Source organism: Streptomyces yunnanensis (assembly GCF_029011865.1).
GTDB lineage: Bacteria > Actinomycetota > Actinomycetes > Streptomycetales > Streptomycetaceae > Streptomyces > Streptomyces yunnanensis.
The window spans coordinates 5,599,072-5,618,292 of the sequence record NZ_CP095749.1 but is presented as its reverse complement, the minus strand read 5'-3'; the positions used below and the strand labels follow the sequence as shown (position 1 = coordinate 5,618,292).

Below are 19,221 nucleotides of genomic sequence, written 5' to 3'. Positions count from 1 at the left end.
GACGGAGATGAGCGGCGCGATCCTCGATTACCGGCCGTCGGAAGAGCCGGCGGAGTGGCCTCTGGTCTCCGACGGCGTCCGCATGGTGGCCGCCGCAACCTGTGATTCCGTCCCATACCCGGTGCAGAGGCTGATGCCTGTGCTCTCCGGGCTGGCTGTGTACGCCGAGCGCGTCGGCATCGCCCGCGACCCGCTGGCCTGGCTGGCGCCCGAGACGATGACCAGGTTCCTGCTCGCTCTGTCGAATTTGGAGGGCAACTCGGTCCAGACGTACCGGAGCATCCTGCTGCGCATCCGCGAGGCACTGCTGTGGCTGGAGTACGGGCAGCAACCCACCCCCCGGATGAGCGCCAAATCCCAGCGCGCCACCCCTTACACGCCGCCGGAACTCGCCCGCTACCTGATGTGGGCCAGAGCCCTGCCCCCAACGTCCGCCATCGGAGGTAGTGCGCTGGCTCTGCTGGCGCTTGGGGCGGGCTGTGGGCTCACGCGGCGCGAGTTGCTTGCCACTCGCGGCACCGATATCACCGTGCTGCCGTCCGAGGCGGTCGTCGTCGCGGCACCGGGCAGTGACCGCCTGGTCGTCTGCCGGGCAATGTGGGAGGAGGACCTCGCCGCACGGGCCCGCGCGGCCGGCGACGGTCTCCTGTTCCTTCCCCAGCGCCAGACCGCCGCCCCCAAGAACGGCATCTCCAACTGGGTCAAGCGAAACCTCATGGGCTCCTCTGGCCTGCCCGCCCTGAAACTGGCACGGTTGCGCAGTACCTGGATCGTGGAGCTGCTGCGACAGCGCGTCCCTGAGGATGTGATCGCCAGGGCGGCCGGCATGAAGTCGACCGCGGCATTGGCCCCTTACCGGGCGTCGGTCCCACCGCTGACCACTGCAGCCACCACCCGCATGCTGCGGGGCTCCGTATGAGGACTCCTGCCGACGACCCTCGCTACCAGCCCGGCAACGGACGCCCCCGGCGCCCGTATCCGCACTCATACGAACCGTCCGAGCTGGCTGCCAGCAAGGTCTTGAAGCTCCGCCGGATCCTCCACCGAAGCGGCATCGTGGACCTGATCGAAGCGCAGTTCGCCGAGCAGCCGGGCCCGCCCGGCTACCCCATCCGCCTGGTCCTCCTCGGCTTGCTCTGCGCCAACTACGAGCGGGCCAGCAGCAATCTCGACGACGCCTTCGAGATCATCACCTTCGGCACCAGCGAGCGTCTGCAAGCCGAACTCTCTATCCCCACCTGCGACATCGAGGACCAAGACGCGGTCAACGCACTGTACAACCGCTTCCACCGCGCCTGGACCCGCATGAACAGGCTGCTTGACGCGGCGCCACATCAGCGCCGCAGTCGGCTCCCCAGAGCCGCAGGCCGCAAGATCGCCGCGCAGTGGAACGGCAAGAGCGGAGAACAGGCCCTTCGCCATCTGGAAGAGCTCGCCAACCGGCTGGTCACCGCCCCGGTCCGTACCGCCTTCGCCAAGGGCCTGATGCGCCACTGGCGCGGCGATACGGCGATCGACACCACCGCCGTGCCGACCTGGGCCCGCCACCACACCCGCAAGCGCTCCGCGCTGGAGGTCAGCGCCAATTGGCATTACAAGGGCGGTGGGGACCGGGAGTTCGGCTACAGCGCCACCCTCGCCATCGCGGCCCACGCCGACCCGGACCGGGCCGGCCGCTACCCACAGCTCATCCTCGGCATGGTGCTGCACACGCCCGAGAAGGACATGGGCCGTCACGCACATTACGTCAGCGCCGTCCTGGCCCAGCTCACGGAACTCCGTGGCTTCACGGCGGCCGACCGTGCGTACACGAAGCTGCTGCCTGAGAACTTCCACAGGCCGATGCGCGCCCTCGGGTTCCTGCCGGTGCTCGACTTCTCCAAGACCCAGGTCGCCGACGAGGCAGAACGCAACCACCAGGGCGCCATCGCGAAAGTGGGCCGACTGTTCTGCCCCCTCACCCCGCGCCGACTGCTCGACCTCTACCAGCAGATCCGCAGTGCCAAGAACGAACGTGAGCGCATCCCACTGCGCGAGCAGCTGCAGGAGATCGAGTCGTACGCACTCACCCGCAAGGACACCCTCGACGACCGCGGTACCGAGCGGTTCTCCTGCCCCGCCACCAAGCTCAACTGCCCCTGGGCACAGGAACGTGAAGGTCGCGGCACACCGAAGAAGAAGCGGCCCGTGCCGGTCGTCATCGACCTCGACTCCCACAGGGCGCGGGCCACGCACCCCGCCGCCCGGCCCACCGTTGAGCCCCCTGAGCTTCCCCCCGACGACCGCCCCAAGTGCTGCCGTCAGTCCTCGGTCACGGTGCAGGCACACGTCATGCCCCGGATGCGGCAGGAGCTGCCCTGGCAGACGCCTTCCTGGGCCCTGGCCTACCAGACGTTGCGTGCACACATCGAGGGCGGCAACGGACGCCTGAAGTCCGTCGACTCCGCCTTGCACGCACGTGAGAGGCGTCAGCCTCGGGGCCGTGTGGCTCAGACCCTCCTGTCCGCCATCACCGTCATGATTCACAACATCAAGGAGCTTGAGCGGTACCTGGCCGCCAGCAAGAAGAGTGCCGTCACGGGCCTCGACCTCGAGGCGAGCGATGTCCTTCCGCCCTATCCGACGGCCGGCGAAACAGCCACGCCCAGTTCCCGTTCTGTCGGGATAAGCCGCAGCCCTTGAGCGGGCCCACATCCCGTAATTGAAGATCGACACGTCACGAGACCGCAGGAGTCTGGCTCCACGCCTGCGGTCCCCGCGGCATGTCCGCATCTCCACCCCCGGTCCGTTCCAACGCGGACCGGCCCGCTCCCCAGCGGCCCGGCAGGCTGACTTTCACACAACTAGAGGCTCAAACGCCGAGATCCCGGTCAGACGGTGACCGTCTGACCGGGATCTCGTGAACAGTTCGGGGGCGAACCCGCGAACGGCCCCACGGTGGACCTGAGGGGACTCGAACCCCTGACCCCCTCGTTGCGAACGAGGTGCGCTACCAGCTGCGCCACAGGCCCTTGCGACGAGTGAAACTCTAGCATCCCGTTCGCCGTGCCCGGAAATCGCTTCCGGTGCTGGTCAGTGGGAGGTCCGTCACTCGTTCGCCGCGCGCGGGCGGTCCTCGTCCTCGTACTGGTCGAAGAGCGGCGTCCGGCCGCGGGCGCGGCGGCCCGGGTGGGTGGGGCGGTCCTGCGAGGGGCTGGGCTGCGGGCGCTCGGGGACGGAGCTGGAGCGGGCGGAGCTCCAGGCGTCGTCGGCGTCCAGGTCGACGTGGCTGGTGGCGCGCGGGGCGACCGGGGCGGTGACGTAGGTGGGCAGCGGGACCGGGACGGGCTCCCAGCTGCCGGTGGCCGGGCGAGGGCGCTCCCGCTCGCGCTGCTGGTCGACCCACTCGGCGTGGTCGGTCTCCTCGACGAGGGCGCGGGCGCCGGCGGTGTGCGGGGGCGCCGGCGGGCGGGGCGGCTCGGGGGCGGCCTCTACGGCGTCAGCGTGGGCGGCGGGCTGGTAGTCGGCGGCGGGCGGCTGGTCGGCCGCCTGGTGAGGGCGGGGTCGGCCCTCCCGCAGTCGTCGCGCTGCCGCCTCCGCCTTGCGCTGGTCCATGGTGAAGGTGAAGCGGCGGCGCTCCTGGGCGCGCAGATAGACGATGTAGGCGGTCAGGAGCACGGCGGGGAGGGCGGGGGCCCAGAAGAAGGGGAGGCCGCCCACGGCCGCGGCGATGGCGCCGGCGGTGAAGGCGACGAACAGGATGGTGATGGTGCGCCGGCGACGGGCCAGGACCTTGGCGCGCTTGGTGCGCTCGGCGAGCGAGGGGCGCAGCGGGGCGCCGTGGGCCCGGGTGGGGGTGTCGTCGGGGAGCGCCGGAGCCGGTGCGGGGTCGCCGAAGGACCGGTCGCCGGCCGGGTCGTCCAGGGCGTCCGGTTCCTGCTCGTCGCCGGCATCGTCGGCGGGGCGCGCCCCGTGCTCCTTGTCGTAGCGGCGCTGCATGCCCGCACGCCCGGACAGGAGCCGGATGGCCGTGCTGAAGCGCTCGGTGGGACGGGCCTCGTTGAGCTCGTCCTGCCTACGGAGCCACATCGGCACCAAATAGGCGGCCCAGGCCCCGACGATGACTGCGTAGATGAGGCCGCTGCTTCTCACAACTCACACGGTAGAGGGGTTTGCGTGGGGCCATCCGCCAATTGGGCCGGTGTGTCGCACGATCTGGCTGATATCTCGAACTTTTTTTGTGATTGTTGCGATGGAGTTGTGGCGAATGCGGGGACGACGGCGCTGCAATTCGAACAGGCTTTTTATTTGTGGGATGCGTCGGAGCGGCCGGGCGCTCCGGGGCTCCGGCTCCGCCAGCGGCTGAGAAGCCCTTCCGGCACTTCCTCCGCGGTCAGCGCGAAAACCGCGTGGTCGCGCCAGGCGCCGTCGATGTGGAGGTAGCGGGGGCGGATGCCTTCCTCGCGGAAGCCGAGTTTCTCCACGACGCGACGGCTGGGGATGTTTTCCGGCCGAATGCAGACCTCGATGCGGTGCAGTCCGACGGTGCGGAAACAGTGGTCGACGGCGAGCGCCACCGCGGTCGGCATGACCCCCCGGCCGGCGACTTCCTGGTCGACCCAGTAACCGATATGGCCCGAGCACATCGAGCCCCAGGTGATGCCCGCGACGGTGAGTTGGCCGACGAGCCGGCCGCGGTATTCGACGACGAACGGCAGCATCCGGCCGGCGTGCGCCTCGGCCCGCAGATGGCGCACCATCTGCCGGAAGGTGGGGCGGTGCGGCACCGGGGCACCGGGCGGGGCCGGCGGGACGGTCGCCTCCCAGGGGCGCAGCCAGTCGCGGTTGCGGCGGTTGACCTCCCGCCAGGGGCGTTGGTCGCGCAGCCTTATGGGGCGGAGGGAGATCTCTCCGTCCGTCAGGACCACCGGCCAGGGCGTGTTCAGCTGGGGCTCCCGGAAGGTCTGGGGTGGTCGCCGCCGCGGATCTGGTCGACGGCGTGCGGGAGGAGGTCGGCGAGGACGGCCAGGCCGTCGCGCACCCCACCGGTCGAGCCGGGGAGGTTGACGATCAGGGTGCGGCCGGCGACGCCCGCCAGGCCGCGGGAGAGGGCGGCGGTGGGGACCTTGGCGCGGCCGGCGGCGCGGATCGCCTCGGGGATGCCGGGGACCTCGTGGTCGAGGACCCTGCGGGTGGCCTCGGGGGTGCGGTCGGTGGGCGAGATACCGGTGCCGCCGGTGGTCAGCACCACGTCGTAGCCGGCGGCGACGGCGTCGCGCAGGGCGGCCTCCACCGGGTCGCCGTCGGGGACCACCCGCGGGCCGTCGACCGCGAAGCCCATGGCGGTCAGGCCCTCGACGAGCAGCGGGCCGCCCTTGTCCTCGTAGACGCCGGCGGCGGCGCGGTTGGAGGCCGTGACGACCAGGGCGCGGGCGGGGCTCACGACCGGCTCCAGTCGCCGGACTTGCCGCCGGTCTTCTCCTCGACCCGGACGTCGGAGATCACTGCGGCCTTGTCGACCGCCTTGACCATGTCGACGACGGTGAGCGCGGCGACCGAAACGGCGGTCAGGGCCTCCATCTCGACGCCGGTGCGGTCGGTGGTCTTGACGGTGGCGGTGATCTCGACGGCCTCGTCGGTGACGGCGAGGTCGACCGTGACGCCGGAGACCGCGAGCGGGTGGCACAGCGGGATCAGTTCGGGGGTGCGCTTGGCGCCCATGATGCCGGCGATGCGGGCGGTGGAAAGGGCGTCGCCCTTGGGGACTCCCTCACCGCGCAGCAGCTCGACGACGCGCGGTGCGACCAGCACACGGCCGCGGGCGCGGGCGGTCCGGGCGGTGACGTCCTTGCCGGAGACGTCGACCATGCGGGCCGCGCCGGCCGCGTCGAGATGGGTGAGGTGTTGCTGGCCGCTGCTCATCGTTCTCCCGCTCCATACTGCCGCCTGTGGGACGACACCGTACCCCCGGCCCCGGAGGGCCTCCGCTACGGGCCGTCCCCGCCACCGGTGCTCCCGGTGGGCGTCAGTGGTGTCCGAGCGGGATGACCTCCACGGTGGCGTCCGCGGGGACCTCGGTGGCGTCCTCGGGGACGACGATCAGGGCGTCGGCGTGCGCCATCGCCTTGATGAGGTGGGAGCCGCTGCCGCCGACGGGGGTGACCGTGCCGGCCACCGGGTCGTAGGAGCCGCGGAGGAACTGCCGCCGGCCGCGGGGCGAGGAGCCGAGCGGCTCGGTGACGCGGGCGCGGGCGGTGCGGCGGTGCACCTCGGGGTGGCGCATCAGCGTGCGGATGACGGGGCGGACGAACAGTTCGAAGGAGACGTAGGAGCTGACCGGATTGCCGGGCAGGGCGAGCAGCGGGATGCGGTCGGGGCCGATCAGGCCGAAGCCCTGGGGCTTGCCGGGCTGCATGGCGAGCTTGCGGAACTCGACCCGGCCCTCGTCGCTGGAGAGGTCGGCCAGGGTCTCCTTGACGACGTCGTACGCGCCGACGCTGACGCCGCCGCTGGTGACCAGGACGTCGGCGCGGGCGTACTGGTCCTCCAGGGCCGCGCGCAGGGCCTTCGCGTCGTCGGCGACGACGCCGACGCGGTAGGCGAGGGCGCCGGCCTCACGGGCGGCGGCGGTGAGCTGGAAGCTGTTGGAGTCGTGGATCTGGCCGGGGCCCAACGGCTCGCCGGGCGGGACCAGTTCGCTGCCGGTGGAGAGCACCACGACCCGGGGGCGGCGGTGGACCGTGACGGTGTCCAGGCCGAGGGCGGCGAGCAGGCCGAGCTGGGTGGGGCCGAGGACGGTGCCGGCGGACAGGGCCGGCTCGCCGGCCTGCGCGTCGCCACCGGCCCGGCGGATGTGGGCGCCGGCCGCGGCCGGGCGGTGCACCCGGACCTCGCCGCCCGCGTCCTGCGGGGCGGCGCTGTGGGCGCGCATCGTGGCGGCCGGGCCCTGGCCGGTGCCGCCGTCGGTCCACTCGACGGGGACCACCGCGTCGGCGCCGGGCGGCACCGGGGCGCCGGTCATGATGCGGGCGGCCTGGCCGGGCCCCACGGTGGGGAGTTCACCGCTGCCGGCGGCGACGTCGCCGATGACGGTGAGGGTGGCCGGGGACGCCTCGGTGGCGGCCGCGACGTCGGCGGCGCGCACCGCGTAGCCGTCCATGGAGCTGTTGTCGAACGGCGGCAGTGGCAACGGGACGGTGAGGTCCTCGGCGAGGACGCAGCCCTGGGCGTCGAGGAGTTGCCGGGTGACCGGGGCCGGCGGGCACAGCCTCGCCAGCACGTCGTCGAGATGTTCGGCCACCGACCAGACGCGGTCAGGGTGGGAGGTCCGGTCGGTGGAGCCGTTCAACGTCCTACATCTCCTCGGTGACGTAACTGCGCAGCCAGGCCCGGAAGTCGGGCCCCAGGTCCTCACGTTCGCATGCCAGTCTGACAATGGCACGCAGATAGTCTCCGCGGTCGCCGGTGTCATAGCGGCGGCCCTTGAAGACCACGCCGTGCACCGGCCCGCCCAGCTCGGGGTGGGCGGCCAGCACCTGGAGGGCGTCGGTGAGCTGGATCTCGCCGCCGCGGCCGGGGTCGGTCTTGCGCAGCACCTCGAAGACGGCCGGGTCGAGGATGTAGCGGCCGATGATGGCGAGGTTGCTGGGCGCCTCGGCCGGCTCGGGCTTCTCGACCAGGTCGGAGACGGTGACCACGTCGTCGTCGCCGGTGGGGGCGGCGGCCGCGCAGCCGTAGAGGTGGATGGTGGCGGGCTCGACCTCCATCAGGGCGATGACCGAGCCGCCGTACTCCTCGCGGACCTCTATCATCCGGCGCAGCAGGGGGTCGCGGGGGTCGATGAGGTCGTCGCCCAGCAGGACCGCGAACGGCTGGTCGCCGACGTGCGGCGCGGCACACAGCACGGCGTGGCCCAGGCCCTTGGGGTTGCCCTGGCGGACGTAGTGGATGGTGGCCAGATCGCTGGATTCCTGGACCTTGGCGAGCCGGGACCCGTCGCCCTTGCGGTTCAGGGCTTCTTCGAGCTCGTAGTTGCGGTCGAAGTGGTCCTCCAGGGGACGCTTGTTCCGACCGGTCACCATGAGGACGTCGGAGAGTCCGGCCGCGGCTGCCTCCTCCACCACGTACTGGATGGCGGGCTTGTCGACGACCGGCAGCATTTCCTTGGGTGTGGCCTTGGTCGCCGGCAGGAACCGGGTGCCGAGCCCTGCTGCCGGGATGACAGCCTTGCTGATCCGTGCATGCGATGGGGTCATGCGCGACACCCTAACCGGACCGGACGGACCGATGATGAGCGTCCGGTTAAGAGATCATGAGAGCCCGAGCGAGGCCCACGATGAGCGTTGAGCACGAGGAAAAGCGCAGGTTGCGGCGGGATCTCCTGGAGGTGAGGAGGGCGTTGCCGGCCGATGTCGTCGCGGCCCGGGGCGCCGCGCTGGCCCTTCGGGTGCGGGAGCTGGACGAGCTGCGGGCGGTGTCCGCGAAGGGCGCCGCGGACAGCCCGCCGACCGTCGCCGCGTATGTGTCGATCGGCGGCGAACCGGACACCCGGGCGCTGATCGACGAGCTGCGGGCGGCCGGGGTGCGGGTGCTGCTGCCGGTGCTGCTGCCGGACAACGACCTGGACTGGGCGGTATACGAAGGGCCCGAGCACCTGGTCCCGGCGGGCTGGGGGCTGCACGAGCCGGACGGGCCGCGGCTGACGCCGGAGGCCGTCACGCAGGCGGATGTGGTGCTGCTGCCGGGGCTGGCCGTGGACCGGACGGGACTGCGGCTGGGCCGCGGCGGCGGCTCGTACGACCGGGTGCTGGCCCGGCTGGAGCGGGCCGGGGGACGGACGTCGCTGGTGGTGCTGGTCTACGACGACGAGGTGGTGGACGCGGTCCCGGCCGAGCCGCACGACCGCCGGGTGCACGCCGCGGTGACGCCGTCGGGGGTGCACCGCTTCCGGCACTGACCGCTCGGCGCGCGGGGCGGCGGCGGTGTTTCACGTGAAACGCCGTCGGGCGGGCCGGAGGAGTCCGGCCCGCCCGACGCGGTGTGCTTCCGCCGCCCGTTACGGCGACAGGGTCAGGGTGTCCTGCCCGGCCTTCTTCACGGCGTCCTCGCTGAACGCCCAGGGCAGCAGCTCGCCCTTGGCCCACTTGTCGGTCTGGTCGTAGTAGTGGGCGTGGTAGGCGTGCCCGGAGGCGCCGGTGAGGTTGATCCAGCGGGACTTGTCGAGGTCGGCGAGGTTGACCACCATCCGCATGGACGGGACCCAGGTCACCTTGTAGCCGCCGGCGGCGTTCCAGCCGGTGGCGTCGACCGCGGCCTCGCCGCCGCCGAGGTTCCAGGGCCCGCGGTTGAGCAGGTCCTGGAGGAAGCCCGGCCCCTCCTTGCCGAGGGTCTGGTTCTTGAGGTCCATCTGGTGCAGGCGGCCCCAGGTCCAGTTGTCGATGTTCTTGCCGAGCTTGGAGGTCAGCTCGTAGCGGGCGTCCTTCATGGCCTGGGCGAGGAGCTGGTCGCGGTTCTTCAGGCCGGGGTGGCCGGGCCGGTCCTCGGTCTTCCACCAGGCGTTGTTCGGGTCGTCGAGGATGTTCCGGACGACCTCGTACCAGCGGTCGCCGCCGTCGGGCTGGGCGGTGTCGCCGGCCCGCTGGCCGCACTCGCGGACCAGCTTGTTCTGGTCGTCGGCCGGGCCGGTGTCGCTGGCCGGGCGGACGTAGAGGCACTGGCCCTCGACCCGCAGCTCCTTGGGCATCTTGTTGCCGAAGGCGAGCTTGAGGGTGTTGCGCCAGACGGCGTTGAAGTAGGCGGCCGCGGCGGAGTCGGGCTCCTGGGTGAAGTCCCAGCCGTTGAGCAGCTGCTGGGCGTCGCGGACGTACTTGTCCTGGATGTCGATCTTCGTCAGGTAGGGCGTCAGCAGGCGGGCGATCTCGCTGCTGTTGTCCTTCTGGAAGGACTGCATGTCGTCGGTGGAGACCTTGCCGCCGTCCTTGATCTTGGACTCGATCAGGTCGCTGATCCGCTGGCTGCGGGCGCCGTAGCCCCAGTCCTTGGTGATCAGGTACGGGTACTTCTCGTTGATGACGGCCTGGTTGGCGGTGACGATGAAGCCGCGCTTGGGGTTGTACTCGTACGGCAGGGCGCTCTGCGGGACGTAGCCCTTCCACTGGTAGGCGGGGTCCCAGCCGGGCGCCGGGTAGGTGCCGTCGCCCTTGCCGCGGACCGGGATCTGCCCGGGGGCCTGGTAGCCGATGTTGCCCTTGGTGTCGGCGTAGATGAGGTTCTGCGAGGGGACCTCGAAGCCGGCCGCGGCTTTGCGGAAGCCGGTCCAGTCCTTGGCGCGGTCGAGCTCGAAGATGGCGTCCATGGACTTGCTGGGGGTCAGCGCGGTCCAGCGCAGCGAGACGGCGTAACCGTCGCCGCGGTCGGGGGCGCCGTCGGCGACCGGGGCGTCCTTGCCGACCCCGGCCAGCTCGTCGTCGCGGTCGGAGATGATCGGGCCGTTGTTGGTGGACCGGACGGTGATCTTGCGGCTCTCGCCGCCGGCGACCTTGATGGTCTCCTGGCGGGTGAGGAACGGCTGCTGCTTGCCGTCGTACAGGTAGCCGTCGGCGTTGATCTTCTCCAGGTAGAGGTCGGTGACGTCGGCGCCCAGGTTGGTCATGCCCCAGGAGATGTCCTGGTTGTGGCCGATGACGACGCCGGGCATCCCGGAGAAGGTGAAGCCGGCCACGTCGTAGTTGCACTTGGGGCCGGTGGTGCGGCAGTGCAGGCCCATCTGGTACCAGAGCGAGGGCATCTGCGGTGCCAGGTGCGGGTCGTTGGCGAGCAGCGGCTTGCCGGTGGTGGTGTGGTCCCCGGAGACGACCCAGGAGTTGGAGCCGATGCCGTTGCCGTTGGGGCCGAGCAGCGCCGGGACCTGTTCGAGGGTCTTCGACAGCGAGGACAGCTGCGTCTGGATCCCGGTGGTGGCGCCGCGGGTGGACCGGGCGCCGGCCCCCGCGCCCGTGCCGCCGGTCCCGGTGCCGGTGCCGCCCGTCCCGGTGCCGCCGGTGCTGGTGCCCTTGGGGTCGAACTCCTTGGTGGCCGGGTCGACGCTGCCCCCGTCGACGATCGGCCGGTTCCGCTGGTACGGGTACTCCGGGTAGAGCTGCGCGATCTGCTGCGGGGTGAACCGGCTGGTCATCAGGGACCGGTCGATCTCGTCCTGCATGTTGCCGCGCAGGTCCCAGGCCATCGCCTTGAGCCACGCCACCGAGTCGACCGGGGTCCAGGGCTCGGGCTTGTAGTCGTTGGTGAAGCCGAGCGCGGCGTATTCCAGGGAGAGCTCGGAGCCCTGGTGGTCCTTGAGGTAGGCGTTGACACCGGCGGAGTACGCCTGGAGGTATTTCTTGGTGGTGGCCGAGAGCTTGGTGTCGTATTCCTTCTGCGCCACCTGGTGCCAGCCGAGGGTGCGCAGGAACTCGTCGCTCTTGACCTGGCTCGCGCCGAACATCTCGGAGAGCCGACCGGCCGTCATGTGGCGGCGGACGTCCATCTCCCAGAAGCGGTCCTGGGCCTGGACGTAGCCCTGGGCGCGGAAGAGGTCCTCGTCGGTGTCGGCGTAGATCTGCGGGATGCCGTTGGCGTCACGGACGACGTCCACCGGGTCGGTCAGGCCCGGGAGTTTGAGCGACCCCGTGGTCTCCGGGAAGGAGGCGCGAACGGTACTGACGCCCCAGTACGCGCCGAAGCCGATGCCCGCCACGAGCAGCAGCACGACCGTGAGCGCGACGAGGCGGCCGCGCCGCCCCTTCTTCTTTTTGGGGGCTGGACCGGACTTGTTGGCGGGCATCTCTGTCCTTCGAGGGGCAGGGTGGGAGTGCTGGAGCAACCATAGGCGCACCGGTTTGAGGACCCCTACGCGGAGTCAGCGCCGGGCACATTAAACTTTCAAGCAATGGTAAATTGTTAGAGTCAGTAACTAGATACGGTAAGGACAACCAGCCCACACCGACTGAGGCGCGAGGAAGGATCAGCTCCTGACTGTCGAACACCTCAACGAACTCCTGCTGATCTGCTCGCTCGTACTGCTCGTCGCAGTCGCCGCGGTACGGCTCTCCTCGCGCAGCGGGCTCCCCAGCCTGCTCATCTACCTGGGGATAGGCATCGCGATGGGGCAGGACGGCGTCGGCGGCGTCATCTTCGACAACGCCGAACTGACCCAACTCCTCGGCTATGCCGCCCTGGTGGTGATCCTCGCCGAGGGCGGCCTGGGCACCAAGTGGAAGGAGATCAAACCAGCCCTGCCCCAAGCCGCGATGCTCTCGACGGTCGGCGTCGCGGTGAGCGTGGGGGTCACCGCGGCCGGCGCGCACTACCTCGCCGGACTCGAATGGCGCCAGGCGCTGCTGATCGGCGCGGTGGTCTCGTCCACGGACGCCGCGGCCGTCTTCTCCGTCCTGCGCAGCGTGCCCCTGCCGTCCCGTCTGACGGGTGTCCTGGAAGCCGAGTCCGGCTTCAACGACGCCCCGGTGGTCATCCTCGTCGTGGCCTTCTCCACCGCCGGACCCACCGAACACTGGTACGTCCTGCTCGGCGAGATAGCGCTGGAGCTGGCGATCGGCGCCGCCATCGGCCTGGCCATCGGCTGGATCGGCTCGTACGGCATGCGGCACGTGGCGCTGCCCGCCTCCGGCCTCTATCCGATCGCGGTGATGGCCATCGCGGTCTCCGCCTACGCGGCCGGCGCGCTGGCGCACGGTTCCGGCTTCCTCGCCGTCTACCTGGCCGCGGTCGTCCTCGGCAACGCCAAGCTGCCGCACGCCCCGGCCACCCGCGGTTTCGCCGAGGGGGTCGGCTGGATCGGCCAGATCGGCATGTTCGTCCTGCTGGGTCTGCTGGTCACCCCGCACAACCTGCTCGACGACATCGTGCCCGCGCTGCTCATCGGCATGATCCTGACGCTGGTCGCCCGCCCGCTGTCCGTCTTCTCCTCGCTGCTGCCCTTCCGGGTGCCGTGGCAGGAGAAGACCCTGCTGTCCTGGGCCGGGTTGCGCGGCGCGGTGCCGATCGTGCTGGCCACCATCCCGATGGTGGGCGACGTCCCCGGCAGCGAGACGGTCTTCAACATCGTCTTCGTCCTGGTCGTGGTCTACACCCTGATCCAGGGCCCGACGCTGCCGTGGCTGGCCCGGCGGCTGCGGCTCGGCGAGGGCGAGGAGCCCGCCGACCTGGGCATCGAGTCGGCCCCGCTGGAGCGGCTGCGCGGCCATCTGCTGTCCACGTCCATAGGCCCCACCTCCCTGATGCACGGCGTGGAGGTCGGCGAGCTGCGGATGCCGGCGGGTGCCGCGGTCACCCTCGTCGTCCGGGACGGCACCAGCTTCGTGCCCTCCCCGACGACGGTGCTGCGGCGCGGCGACGAGCTGCTGGTGGTGGCCACCGACCCGGTGCGGGACGTGGCCGAGCGGCGGCTGCAGGCGGTGTCCCAGGGCGGCAAGCTGGCCGGCTGGCTGGGGACCGGCGCACCGCAGCAGCCCCAGGAGAAGCGCGGCCGGCGGCGCGAGGTGGGGTGAGGCGGCGGGCCCCGGCCCGCCCGCACCCGCCCACGCGCCGCCCGGCTTGCCCGGCCGGACGCCGAATGTGCGCTATCTCTCCAGAGATACCAAGGAAAACTGCGTGAAGCCCTGGTTAATCCCAGGGCTTCATTGCATCCGGCCTGTACAATCGAGACGGAAATTTGTACGGATCACGAACCAACTCTGCCTGACGCAGAGCTGGCGCGACCGCTCGGCGGCCGCGGTCCCCTGCCACACGCAGCCACCTTTCCCGGGTGTGGACCACGCGGTATCACTCGGTCCTGCGCGAGAGGACAGCTCTCGGCGCGTACCCGTGACGACCTCGCGGGGCAGCGCTACCAGGCGGCAGAAAGGCCCGGCCGTGGCATCCGCGGTCAAGGACTCCCGTCCCGGTTACGGTCAACTGTTGCGCACGCCCGGCGCATGGACCTTCGTGTTGCCCGGCTTTCTGGCCCGGCAGCCGTTCGCGATGCTGACGATCGGCATCGTCCTGCTCGTCCAGTCCACCACCGGCTCCTACGGCACCGCCGGCGCGGTCTCCGCCGCCACCGGCGTCTCGATGGCGCTGTTCGCCCCGCAGAGCGGCAAGCTCGCCGACCGGTTCGGTCAGCGCACGGTGCTGATCCCCGGCATCCTGGTGCACGTCGCCGGCGTCTGCGCCCTGATCGCCCTGGCCCTCGCCCACGCCCCCCTGTGGGCGCTGCTCGCCGTCGCCGTCCCCACGGGCGCCTCGACACCGCAGGTCGGCCCGATGGTGCGGGCCCGCTGGGCGACGAAGCTGGGCGGCAGCCCGCTGATGCCCACCGCCGCCGCCTTCGAGTCGGTGACCGACGAGTTCACCTTCGTCGTCGGCCCGGTGCTGGCGACCGCGCTGTGCACTGGCGTCCACCCGGCCGCCGGCCTGGTCGCCGAGGCCGTGCTGACGCTGGCCGGCGGCCTGCTGTTCGCCTCCCAGCGGCGCACCCAGCCGCCCGTCCACCGCGGCTCGTCGGACGACCACCCGCGCGTCTCGGCGCTGTCCGTCCCCGGCGTGCGGGTGCTGATCGTGGCGTTCCTCGGCATCGGCTCGGTCTTCGGCGGCATGCAGGTCTCGCTGACCGCGCTCACCGAGCACATCGGCCAGCCCGGCATCAACGGCGTCCTCTACGGGATCTTCGCGGGCGGCAACATGCTCGCCGGCATCGCCTGCGGCGCGATCGCCTGGAAGGTCGGCCCGCGCCGCCGGCTGCTGGTCGCCTACGGTCTGCTGGCGCTGGCCACCACCCCGCTGTGGGCGGTGACCGCGGTGCCGCTGCTGGGCGCCGTCGGCCTGGTCGTCGGCCTGTGCATCGCCCCGGCGCTGATCACCGGCTACACCCTCGTCGAGTCCCTGGTCCCGGCCACCGCCCGGACCGAGGCGTTCACCTGGCTGACCGGTGCGGTGGCGCTGGGCCAGGCGGCTGCGGCCACCGCCGCCGGCCAGCTGGCGGACCGCTTCGGCCCGAGCTCCGGCTTCCTGGTGCCGCTGGCCGGCACGGCGCTGGCCCTGGTGGTGCTGCTCTCCCTGCGGGCCTACCTGGCGCCCCGGCCCTCGAAGGTGGTCACCGGGTCGGCGGCTGCCGCCGACACCGGCGCCGAGGCCCCCGCGGAGACCGTCGCCGACGAGCGGGAACGCGAGCTGAGCCGCGCCTGAACGGGCGTGGAACCGGGTCCGGGGCCGGGCGTGGAGTCGGTCACCGTGCAGCGTTCACGGTGGACTGATGCGCCGGAATACTGCAAGATGGAGCGTCGTTAGCACTCAATGAGTGAGAGTGCCAGGAGGAAGTCAAGTGCCGACCTACCAGTACCAGTGCACCGCGTGCGGCGAGGGCCTTGAGGCCGTGCAGAAGTTCACCGACGACGCGCTCACCGAGTGCCCCAGCTGCAACGGACGCCTCAAGAAGGTGTTCTCGGCGGTCGGCATCGTCTTCAAGGGCTCCGGCTTCTACCGCAACGACAGCCGCGGCTCGTCGTCCAGCAGCAGCCCGGCCAGCAGCTCCACGTCGTCGAGCGGCTCCACCTCCTCGACGTCCTCGTCCTCGGCGTCCTCCTCGTCCTCGACGTCGTCCGCTTCGTCCTCGGACAGCAAGTCGACGGCCTCGGCGAGCACCGGCTCCGCCGCCTGACCTGCGCCGACGGTCGGCCTCACAGCGGCACCGGCCACCGGACCTCCGGGCCCCGCCACTCCCCACCAGGGAGCGGCGGGGCCCGCTGCGTTCCCCGGCCCGCAGCCGATCCACCGGGTCACCGGCGGGCCGCCGTCGCGCCCCGATAGTGTGACCGCATGGCTGACGCGGAGATTGGCGTTATCGGCGGGTCGGGGTTCTACTCCTTCCTGGACGACGTGACCGAGATCACTGTGGACACCCCCTACGGGCGCCCCAGCGATTCCCTGTTCCTCGGCGAGATCGCCGGCCGTTCGGTCGCGTTCCTGCCCCGGCACGGCCGCGGGCATCACCTGCCGCCGCACGGCATCAACTACCGCGCCAACCTCTGGGCGCTGCGCTCCGTCGGCGTGCGGCAGGTCCTCGGGCCGTGCGCGGTGGGCGGGCTGCGACCCGAGTACGGCCCCGGCACGCTGCTCGTCCCCGACCAGCTCGTGGACCGCACCAAGTCCCGCGTCCAGTCGTACTTCGACGGCATACCGCGCCCGGACGGCAGCGTTCCCCACGTCGTCCACCTGACCTTCGCCGACCCGTACTGCCCCGCCGGCCGCCAGGCCGCCCTCGCCGCCGCCCGCGGCCGGGACTGGGAGCCGGTCGACGGCGGCACCCTCGTGGTGATCGAGGGCCCGCGCTTCTCCACCCGCGCCGAGTCGCGCTGGCACGCCGCCCAGGGCTGGTCGGTGGTCGGCATGACCGGTCACCCCGAGGCCGTCCTGGCCCGCGAGCTGAGCCTGTGCTACACCTCGCTGACCCTGGTCACCGACCTGGACGCGGGCACCGAGACCGGCGAGGGCGTCTCCCACGAGGAGGTCCTCAAGGTCTTCGGCGAGAACATCAGCCGGCTGCGCGAGGTCCTCTTCGACACCGTCGCCGCGCTGCCCGCCACCACCGAACGCGCCTGCCTGTGCACGGACGCGCACCAGGGGTGGGATCTGGGGATAGACCTGCCGTAGCGGCCGGGGGGGGCGGCTTCCGCTGGGGCGGGGCCGGCCCTGGTCGGGGCGGGGCGGCAGCTGCCACCCCCTGCCGGGTGACGGAGTTGTCCACAACCGTGGGGCCGTCCACAGGCCGGAGCGGGTCGCGGCGATGTGCGGCACGGTGGTGATCGCCGGGTCCGAACGTCGGTCCCGCTTTCCGCACCACAGGCGGTGACGACCATGCCCTTCCCCACCCCGACCCCGTCCCTTCCCGCACCCCCGCGGTGTGAAGTGCCCCACTTCGTCCCTGTCCGCCCGGGCGGCGTCCGCGCCCGATGGCGCGGGGCGGGACGCCGGCGCCTGCTCGCCGCCGCGCTGGCAACGACCGCCGCAGCACTGGCCACCGGCCTGACGCACGGCCCCGCCCGCACCGCGTCCGCCCCCGTCGCCCACCCCGCCGCGGCGGGGTGCGGGGAGCGATGACGATGCCGGGTACGCGTCAAGATCGAGTGGCGTCTCCCGCTCCGGGCCGCGAGACTTCTCCGAGTGGCGGGGCACCTGCCGCGCGCCCGTCCCGAGGGCGCGCCCGCACCACCGATACCGATGCCGTTATCGGCACCGCCGCACCCATCACCGCCGCGAGGACTCCGCCGAGCGGCCGGGTCCGCCGTTCCCCGGCGGCTCCCCGATCCCGCCCGGCCGCACCTCCGCCTCCTGCGATCCGGCCTCGGCACGGCCCGGTCCCCCCGGTCCGTCGCTCCCGGCCGGCTCTCCGCACTGACGCTCTGGTCGATCGCCGGTTCGTGTTGCGTGATTGGACACCCGCGCCCCGCCCTGCCGTAAGTTGCGGTGCTGATTGTCGGTGCACCGTCCAGAGCAAGCGTGGAAAGAGGCTGTCAGGTGAGCGAGAACAAGAGCGTCCTTCAGGGGTTCAAGGATTTCCTGATGCGCGGCAACGTCATCGAACTCGCGGTGGCGGTCGTCGTCGGTGCGGCGTTCACGAGCATCGTCAACGCGGTCGTCAAGGGCGTCATCAACCCGATCGTCGGTGCCTTCGGCTCGAAGAACCTCGACAACTACCAGACCTGCCTCAGCACCTGCTCGGTGGACAAGAAGACCGGCCTGTACGTGGACGGCATCTACGTCCTGTGGGGCTCGGTGCTCAGCGCGGCGCTGACCTTCCTGATCACCGCGGGCGTCGTCTACTTCCTCATGATCCTGCCGATGAACAAGTGGAAGGCCCGTCAGGACGCCAAGAAGCCGGTCGAGGACGCTCCGGCGGCCCCGACCGAGATCGAACTGCTCACCGAGATCCGGGACGCCCTGATCGCCCAGCGCAACGGCACCTCGGCCGCTCCCGGGGCGGCCGCGGCGGCCATCATCACGCAGAAGACCCAGCAGTAGCGGGCGCTCCGGCCGGCCCTCGCCGCCCCGTCGCCTCGCTCAGAGGTGGTGGGGCGGCTTTTCGTCGAGGAAGCGGGCCAGGTCGGCGGCGCTGCCCGCGGCGGTCGGCCGCTCGCCCCAACCGCGGTCGGTGTCGTCCGCGGACTGCTGGCTCAGCGGGTCGTCGAAGATCAAGGCGGCGGCGGCCGTGGGCGCCGGGGCCGCGTCCTGGGCGGCGGGGGTGTCCCGACTGCCGCGGGCGGTCGGCTCGGGCTCGGGCTGCGACGGGGAGGTGGTGCTCACCCCTTCAGGGTACGGGCGGGACCGCACGGCCCGAGCGGCACACCCTGTCCGACCCTGATCCGTCAGGAGCGCCCTAGGAGCCCCGGCCGCCGTTCTCGTGGGTCGGTATCGGGTGGGGACGGTGCGCAGCGTGCGGGCGGGTGGGCGGCCCGTGCTCGGCGCGCCCCCGCCCGAGCGGCCGCCCGCGCTCGGAACCGGGGAGCGGCAGGGGGTGCGGGTGGGGGTGATGACCACGGGCGTTGCGGTGCGACATGGCTACCGGGCTTCCGTAGGGGGTGGGAAGGCCCACGCTAGGAGCGCCCGCGGCGCACGGCCCGTCGGGTGGTGCAGCGGAGTGGTGCGCGCGGGGGTCAGTCCTCGGCGAGCTCCTCGTGCCACCACCGGTCGCGGCCGGGCTTCCAGGAGACCGGGCGCGAGCAGCGGTTCACCACCAGCACGGTGTGCGGCAGGCGGCTCGCGTCGATGGCGGCGCTCCGCGCCAGCGCATGGTCCAGGACCGGCTTCACCGGCCGCACGGACCCGTCCCAGAACGCCGCGTCCGCCGTGATCAGCACCCGGGCTCCCGACTCCCGTAGGCGCGCGGCGAGTTCGGGGATGGTCAGCGACACCGGCAGCGTGGTGCGTATCGCGTCCAGTCTGCCGCAGGCGAGGGTGGCGATCACCGACTCGGGCACCAGCGGCAGGTGCACCGCGACCCGGTCGCCGGCCCGCACCCCGAGGCGGGTGAGCGCCGCCGCCGCCCGTGCGGCCTGATCCAGGAGCATGCCGTGCGTCAGCTCTTCTAAGCGGCCCGGCTCTCCGCTCCAGGTAAGGGCGATCTGCGACGCATCGGGCCCTTGCACGTCCCGGTCGTCCTCTACAGGCTCTGAGATCACACTGCGCAACATGCGCCTCAGCATGGAGAGCGGC

Annotated in this window: 18 protein-coding genes and 1 tRNA gene; 9 read left to right on the top strand and 10 right to left on the bottom strand. The window is 71.7% G+C overall.

Annotated features, from left to right (window positions below; translation table 11 throughout):
• Positions 1-7 precede the first annotated feature (7 nt).
• Positions 8-919 (top strand): hypothetical protein, encoded by a 912-nt coding sequence (locus tag MOV08_RS24590; protein ID WP_275308841.1) that lies wholly within the window; start codon positions 8-10, stop codon positions 917-919.
• Entirely contained in the window at positions 916-2,682 is a 1,767-nt protein-coding gene (locus MOV08_RS24585; protein WP_275308840.1) for a hypothetical protein, read from the top strand. The genes MOV08_RS24590 and MOV08_RS24585 overlap by 4 nt, the downstream gene beginning before the upstream one ends.
• A gap of 256 nt (positions 2,683-2,938) precedes the next feature.
• On the opposite strand, the gene MOV08_RS24580 is transcribed toward MOV08_RS24585, so the two are convergent.
• The 7 genes from MOV08_RS24580 to galU all read right to left on the bottom strand — a co-directional run bounded on the left by MOV08_RS24580 (position 2,939) and on the right by galU (position 8,234).
• Positions 2,939-3,011 (bottom strand) — tRNA-Ala (locus MOV08_RS24580).
• Between the two features lie 76 nt (positions 3,012-3,087).
• Positions 3,088-4,131 (bottom strand): divisome protein SepX/GlpR, encoded by a 1,044-nt coding sequence (sepX, locus tag MOV08_RS24575; protein WP_275308839.1) that lies wholly within the window; start codon positions 4,129-4,131, stop codon positions 3,088-3,090.
• A gap of 152 nt (positions 4,132-4,283) precedes the next feature.
• Positions 4,284-4,907 carry a GNAT family N-acetyltransferase gene (locus MOV08_RS24570; RefSeq protein ID WP_039635634.1) on the bottom strand — a complete coding sequence of 208 codons (624 nt, stop codon included), beginning with the start codon at positions 4,905-4,907 and terminating at the stop codon, positions 4,284-4,286.
• 14 nt (positions 4,908-4,921) lie between these two features.
• Positions 4,922-5,422, bottom strand: a complete 501-nt coding sequence (locus tag MOV08_RS24565) for a MogA/MoaB family molybdenum cofactor biosynthesis protein (RefSeq protein ID WP_039635632.1) — start codon at positions 5,420-5,422, stop codon at positions 4,922-4,924.
• Positions 5,419-5,901, bottom strand: coding sequence for a cyclic pyranopterin monophosphate synthase MoaC (gene moaC, locus MOV08_RS24560; protein ID WP_039635630.1), 483 nt, complete (start codon positions 5,899-5,901; stop codon positions 5,419-5,421). Before moaC ends, MOV08_RS24565 begins: the two co-directional genes overlap by 4 nt.
• A 103-nt stretch (positions 5,902-6,004) precedes the next feature.
• Positions 6,005-7,327, bottom strand: a complete 1,323-nt coding sequence (gene glp / locus MOV08_RS24555; protein WP_275308838.1) for a molybdotransferase-like divisome protein Glp — start codon at positions 7,325-7,327, stop codon at positions 6,005-6,007.
• A 4-nt stretch (positions 7,328-7,331) separates the two neighbouring features.
• Positions 7,332-8,234 carry a UTP--glucose-1-phosphate uridylyltransferase GalU gene (galU, locus tag MOV08_RS24550; RefSeq protein WP_275308837.1) on the bottom strand — a complete coding sequence of 301 codons (903 nt, stop codon included), beginning with the start codon at positions 8,232-8,234 and terminating at the stop codon, positions 7,332-7,334.
• Between the two features lie 80 nt (positions 8,235-8,314).
• On the opposite strand from galU, the gene MOV08_RS24545 reads away from it, so the two are divergent.
• Positions 8,315-8,935 carry a 5-formyltetrahydrofolate cyclo-ligase gene (locus MOV08_RS24545; RefSeq protein ID WP_275308836.1) on the top strand — a complete coding sequence of 207 codons (621 nt, stop codon included), beginning with the start codon at positions 8,315-8,317 and terminating at the stop codon, positions 8,933-8,935.
• 99 nt (positions 8,936-9,034) lie between these two features.
• On the opposite strand, the gene MOV08_RS24540 is transcribed toward MOV08_RS24545, so the two are convergent.
• The gene (locus tag MOV08_RS24540; protein WP_275308835.1) at positions 9,035-11,800 is read right to left on the bottom strand and encodes a penicillin acylase family protein; all 2,766 of its coding nucleotides are present in this window, start codon (positions 11,798-11,800) and stop codon (positions 9,035-9,037) included.
• A 187-nt stretch (positions 11,801-11,987) separates the two neighbouring features.
• Here MOV08_RS24540 and MOV08_RS24535 point away from each other — a divergent pair, with 187 nt between their 5' ends.
• From MOV08_RS24535 to mscL, 6 genes are all read left to right on the top strand, one after another.
• A complete protein-coding gene (locus tag MOV08_RS24535; RefSeq protein ID WP_275311873.1) occupies positions 11,988-13,523 on the top strand; it encodes a potassium/proton antiporter in 1,536 nt (511 codons plus the stop codon).
• A gap of 364 nt (positions 13,524-13,887) precedes the next feature.
• Positions 13,888-15,198 carry an MFS transporter gene (locus MOV08_RS24530; protein WP_275308834.1) on the top strand — a complete coding sequence of 437 codons (1,311 nt, stop codon included), beginning with the start codon at positions 13,888-13,890 and terminating at the stop codon, positions 15,196-15,198.
• A gap of 136 nt (positions 15,199-15,334) precedes the next feature.
• Positions 15,335-15,670, top strand: a complete 336-nt coding sequence (locus MOV08_RS24525; RefSeq protein ID WP_102924341.1) for an FmdB family zinc ribbon protein — start codon at positions 15,335-15,337, stop codon at positions 15,668-15,670.
• Positions 15,671-15,828: 158 nt separating this feature from the next.
• Positions 15,829-16,662 (top strand): S-methyl-5'-thioadenosine phosphorylase, encoded by an 834-nt coding sequence (locus MOV08_RS24520; RefSeq protein ID WP_039635617.1) that lies wholly within the window; start codon positions 15,829-15,831, stop codon positions 16,660-16,662.
• 255 nt (positions 16,663-16,917) lie between these two features.
• Positions 16,918-17,109 carry a hypothetical protein gene (locus MOV08_RS24515; protein ID WP_275308833.1) on the top strand — a complete coding sequence of 64 codons (192 nt, stop codon included), beginning with the start codon at positions 16,918-16,920 and terminating at the stop codon, positions 17,107-17,109.
• A 417-nt stretch (positions 17,110-17,526) separates the two neighbouring features.
• A complete protein-coding gene (gene mscL / locus MOV08_RS24510; protein ID WP_275308832.1) occupies positions 17,527-18,030 on the top strand; it encodes a large conductance mechanosensitive channel protein MscL in 504 nt (167 codons plus the stop codon).
• 39 nt (positions 18,031-18,069) lie between these two features.
• On the opposite strand, the gene MOV08_RS24505 is transcribed toward mscL, so the two are convergent.
• Positions 18,070-18,312, bottom strand: a complete 243-nt coding sequence (locus MOV08_RS24505) for a hypothetical protein (RefSeq protein ID WP_039635613.1) — start codon at positions 18,310-18,312, stop codon at positions 18,070-18,072.
• A gap of 350 nt (positions 18,313-18,662) precedes the next feature.
• The gene (locus MOV08_RS24500; protein ID WP_275298621.1) at positions 18,663-19,154 is read right to left on the bottom strand and encodes an AMP-binding protein; all 492 of its coding nucleotides are present in this window, start codon (positions 19,152-19,154) and stop codon (positions 18,663-18,665) included.
• Positions 19,155-19,221: the final 67 nt, after the last annotated feature.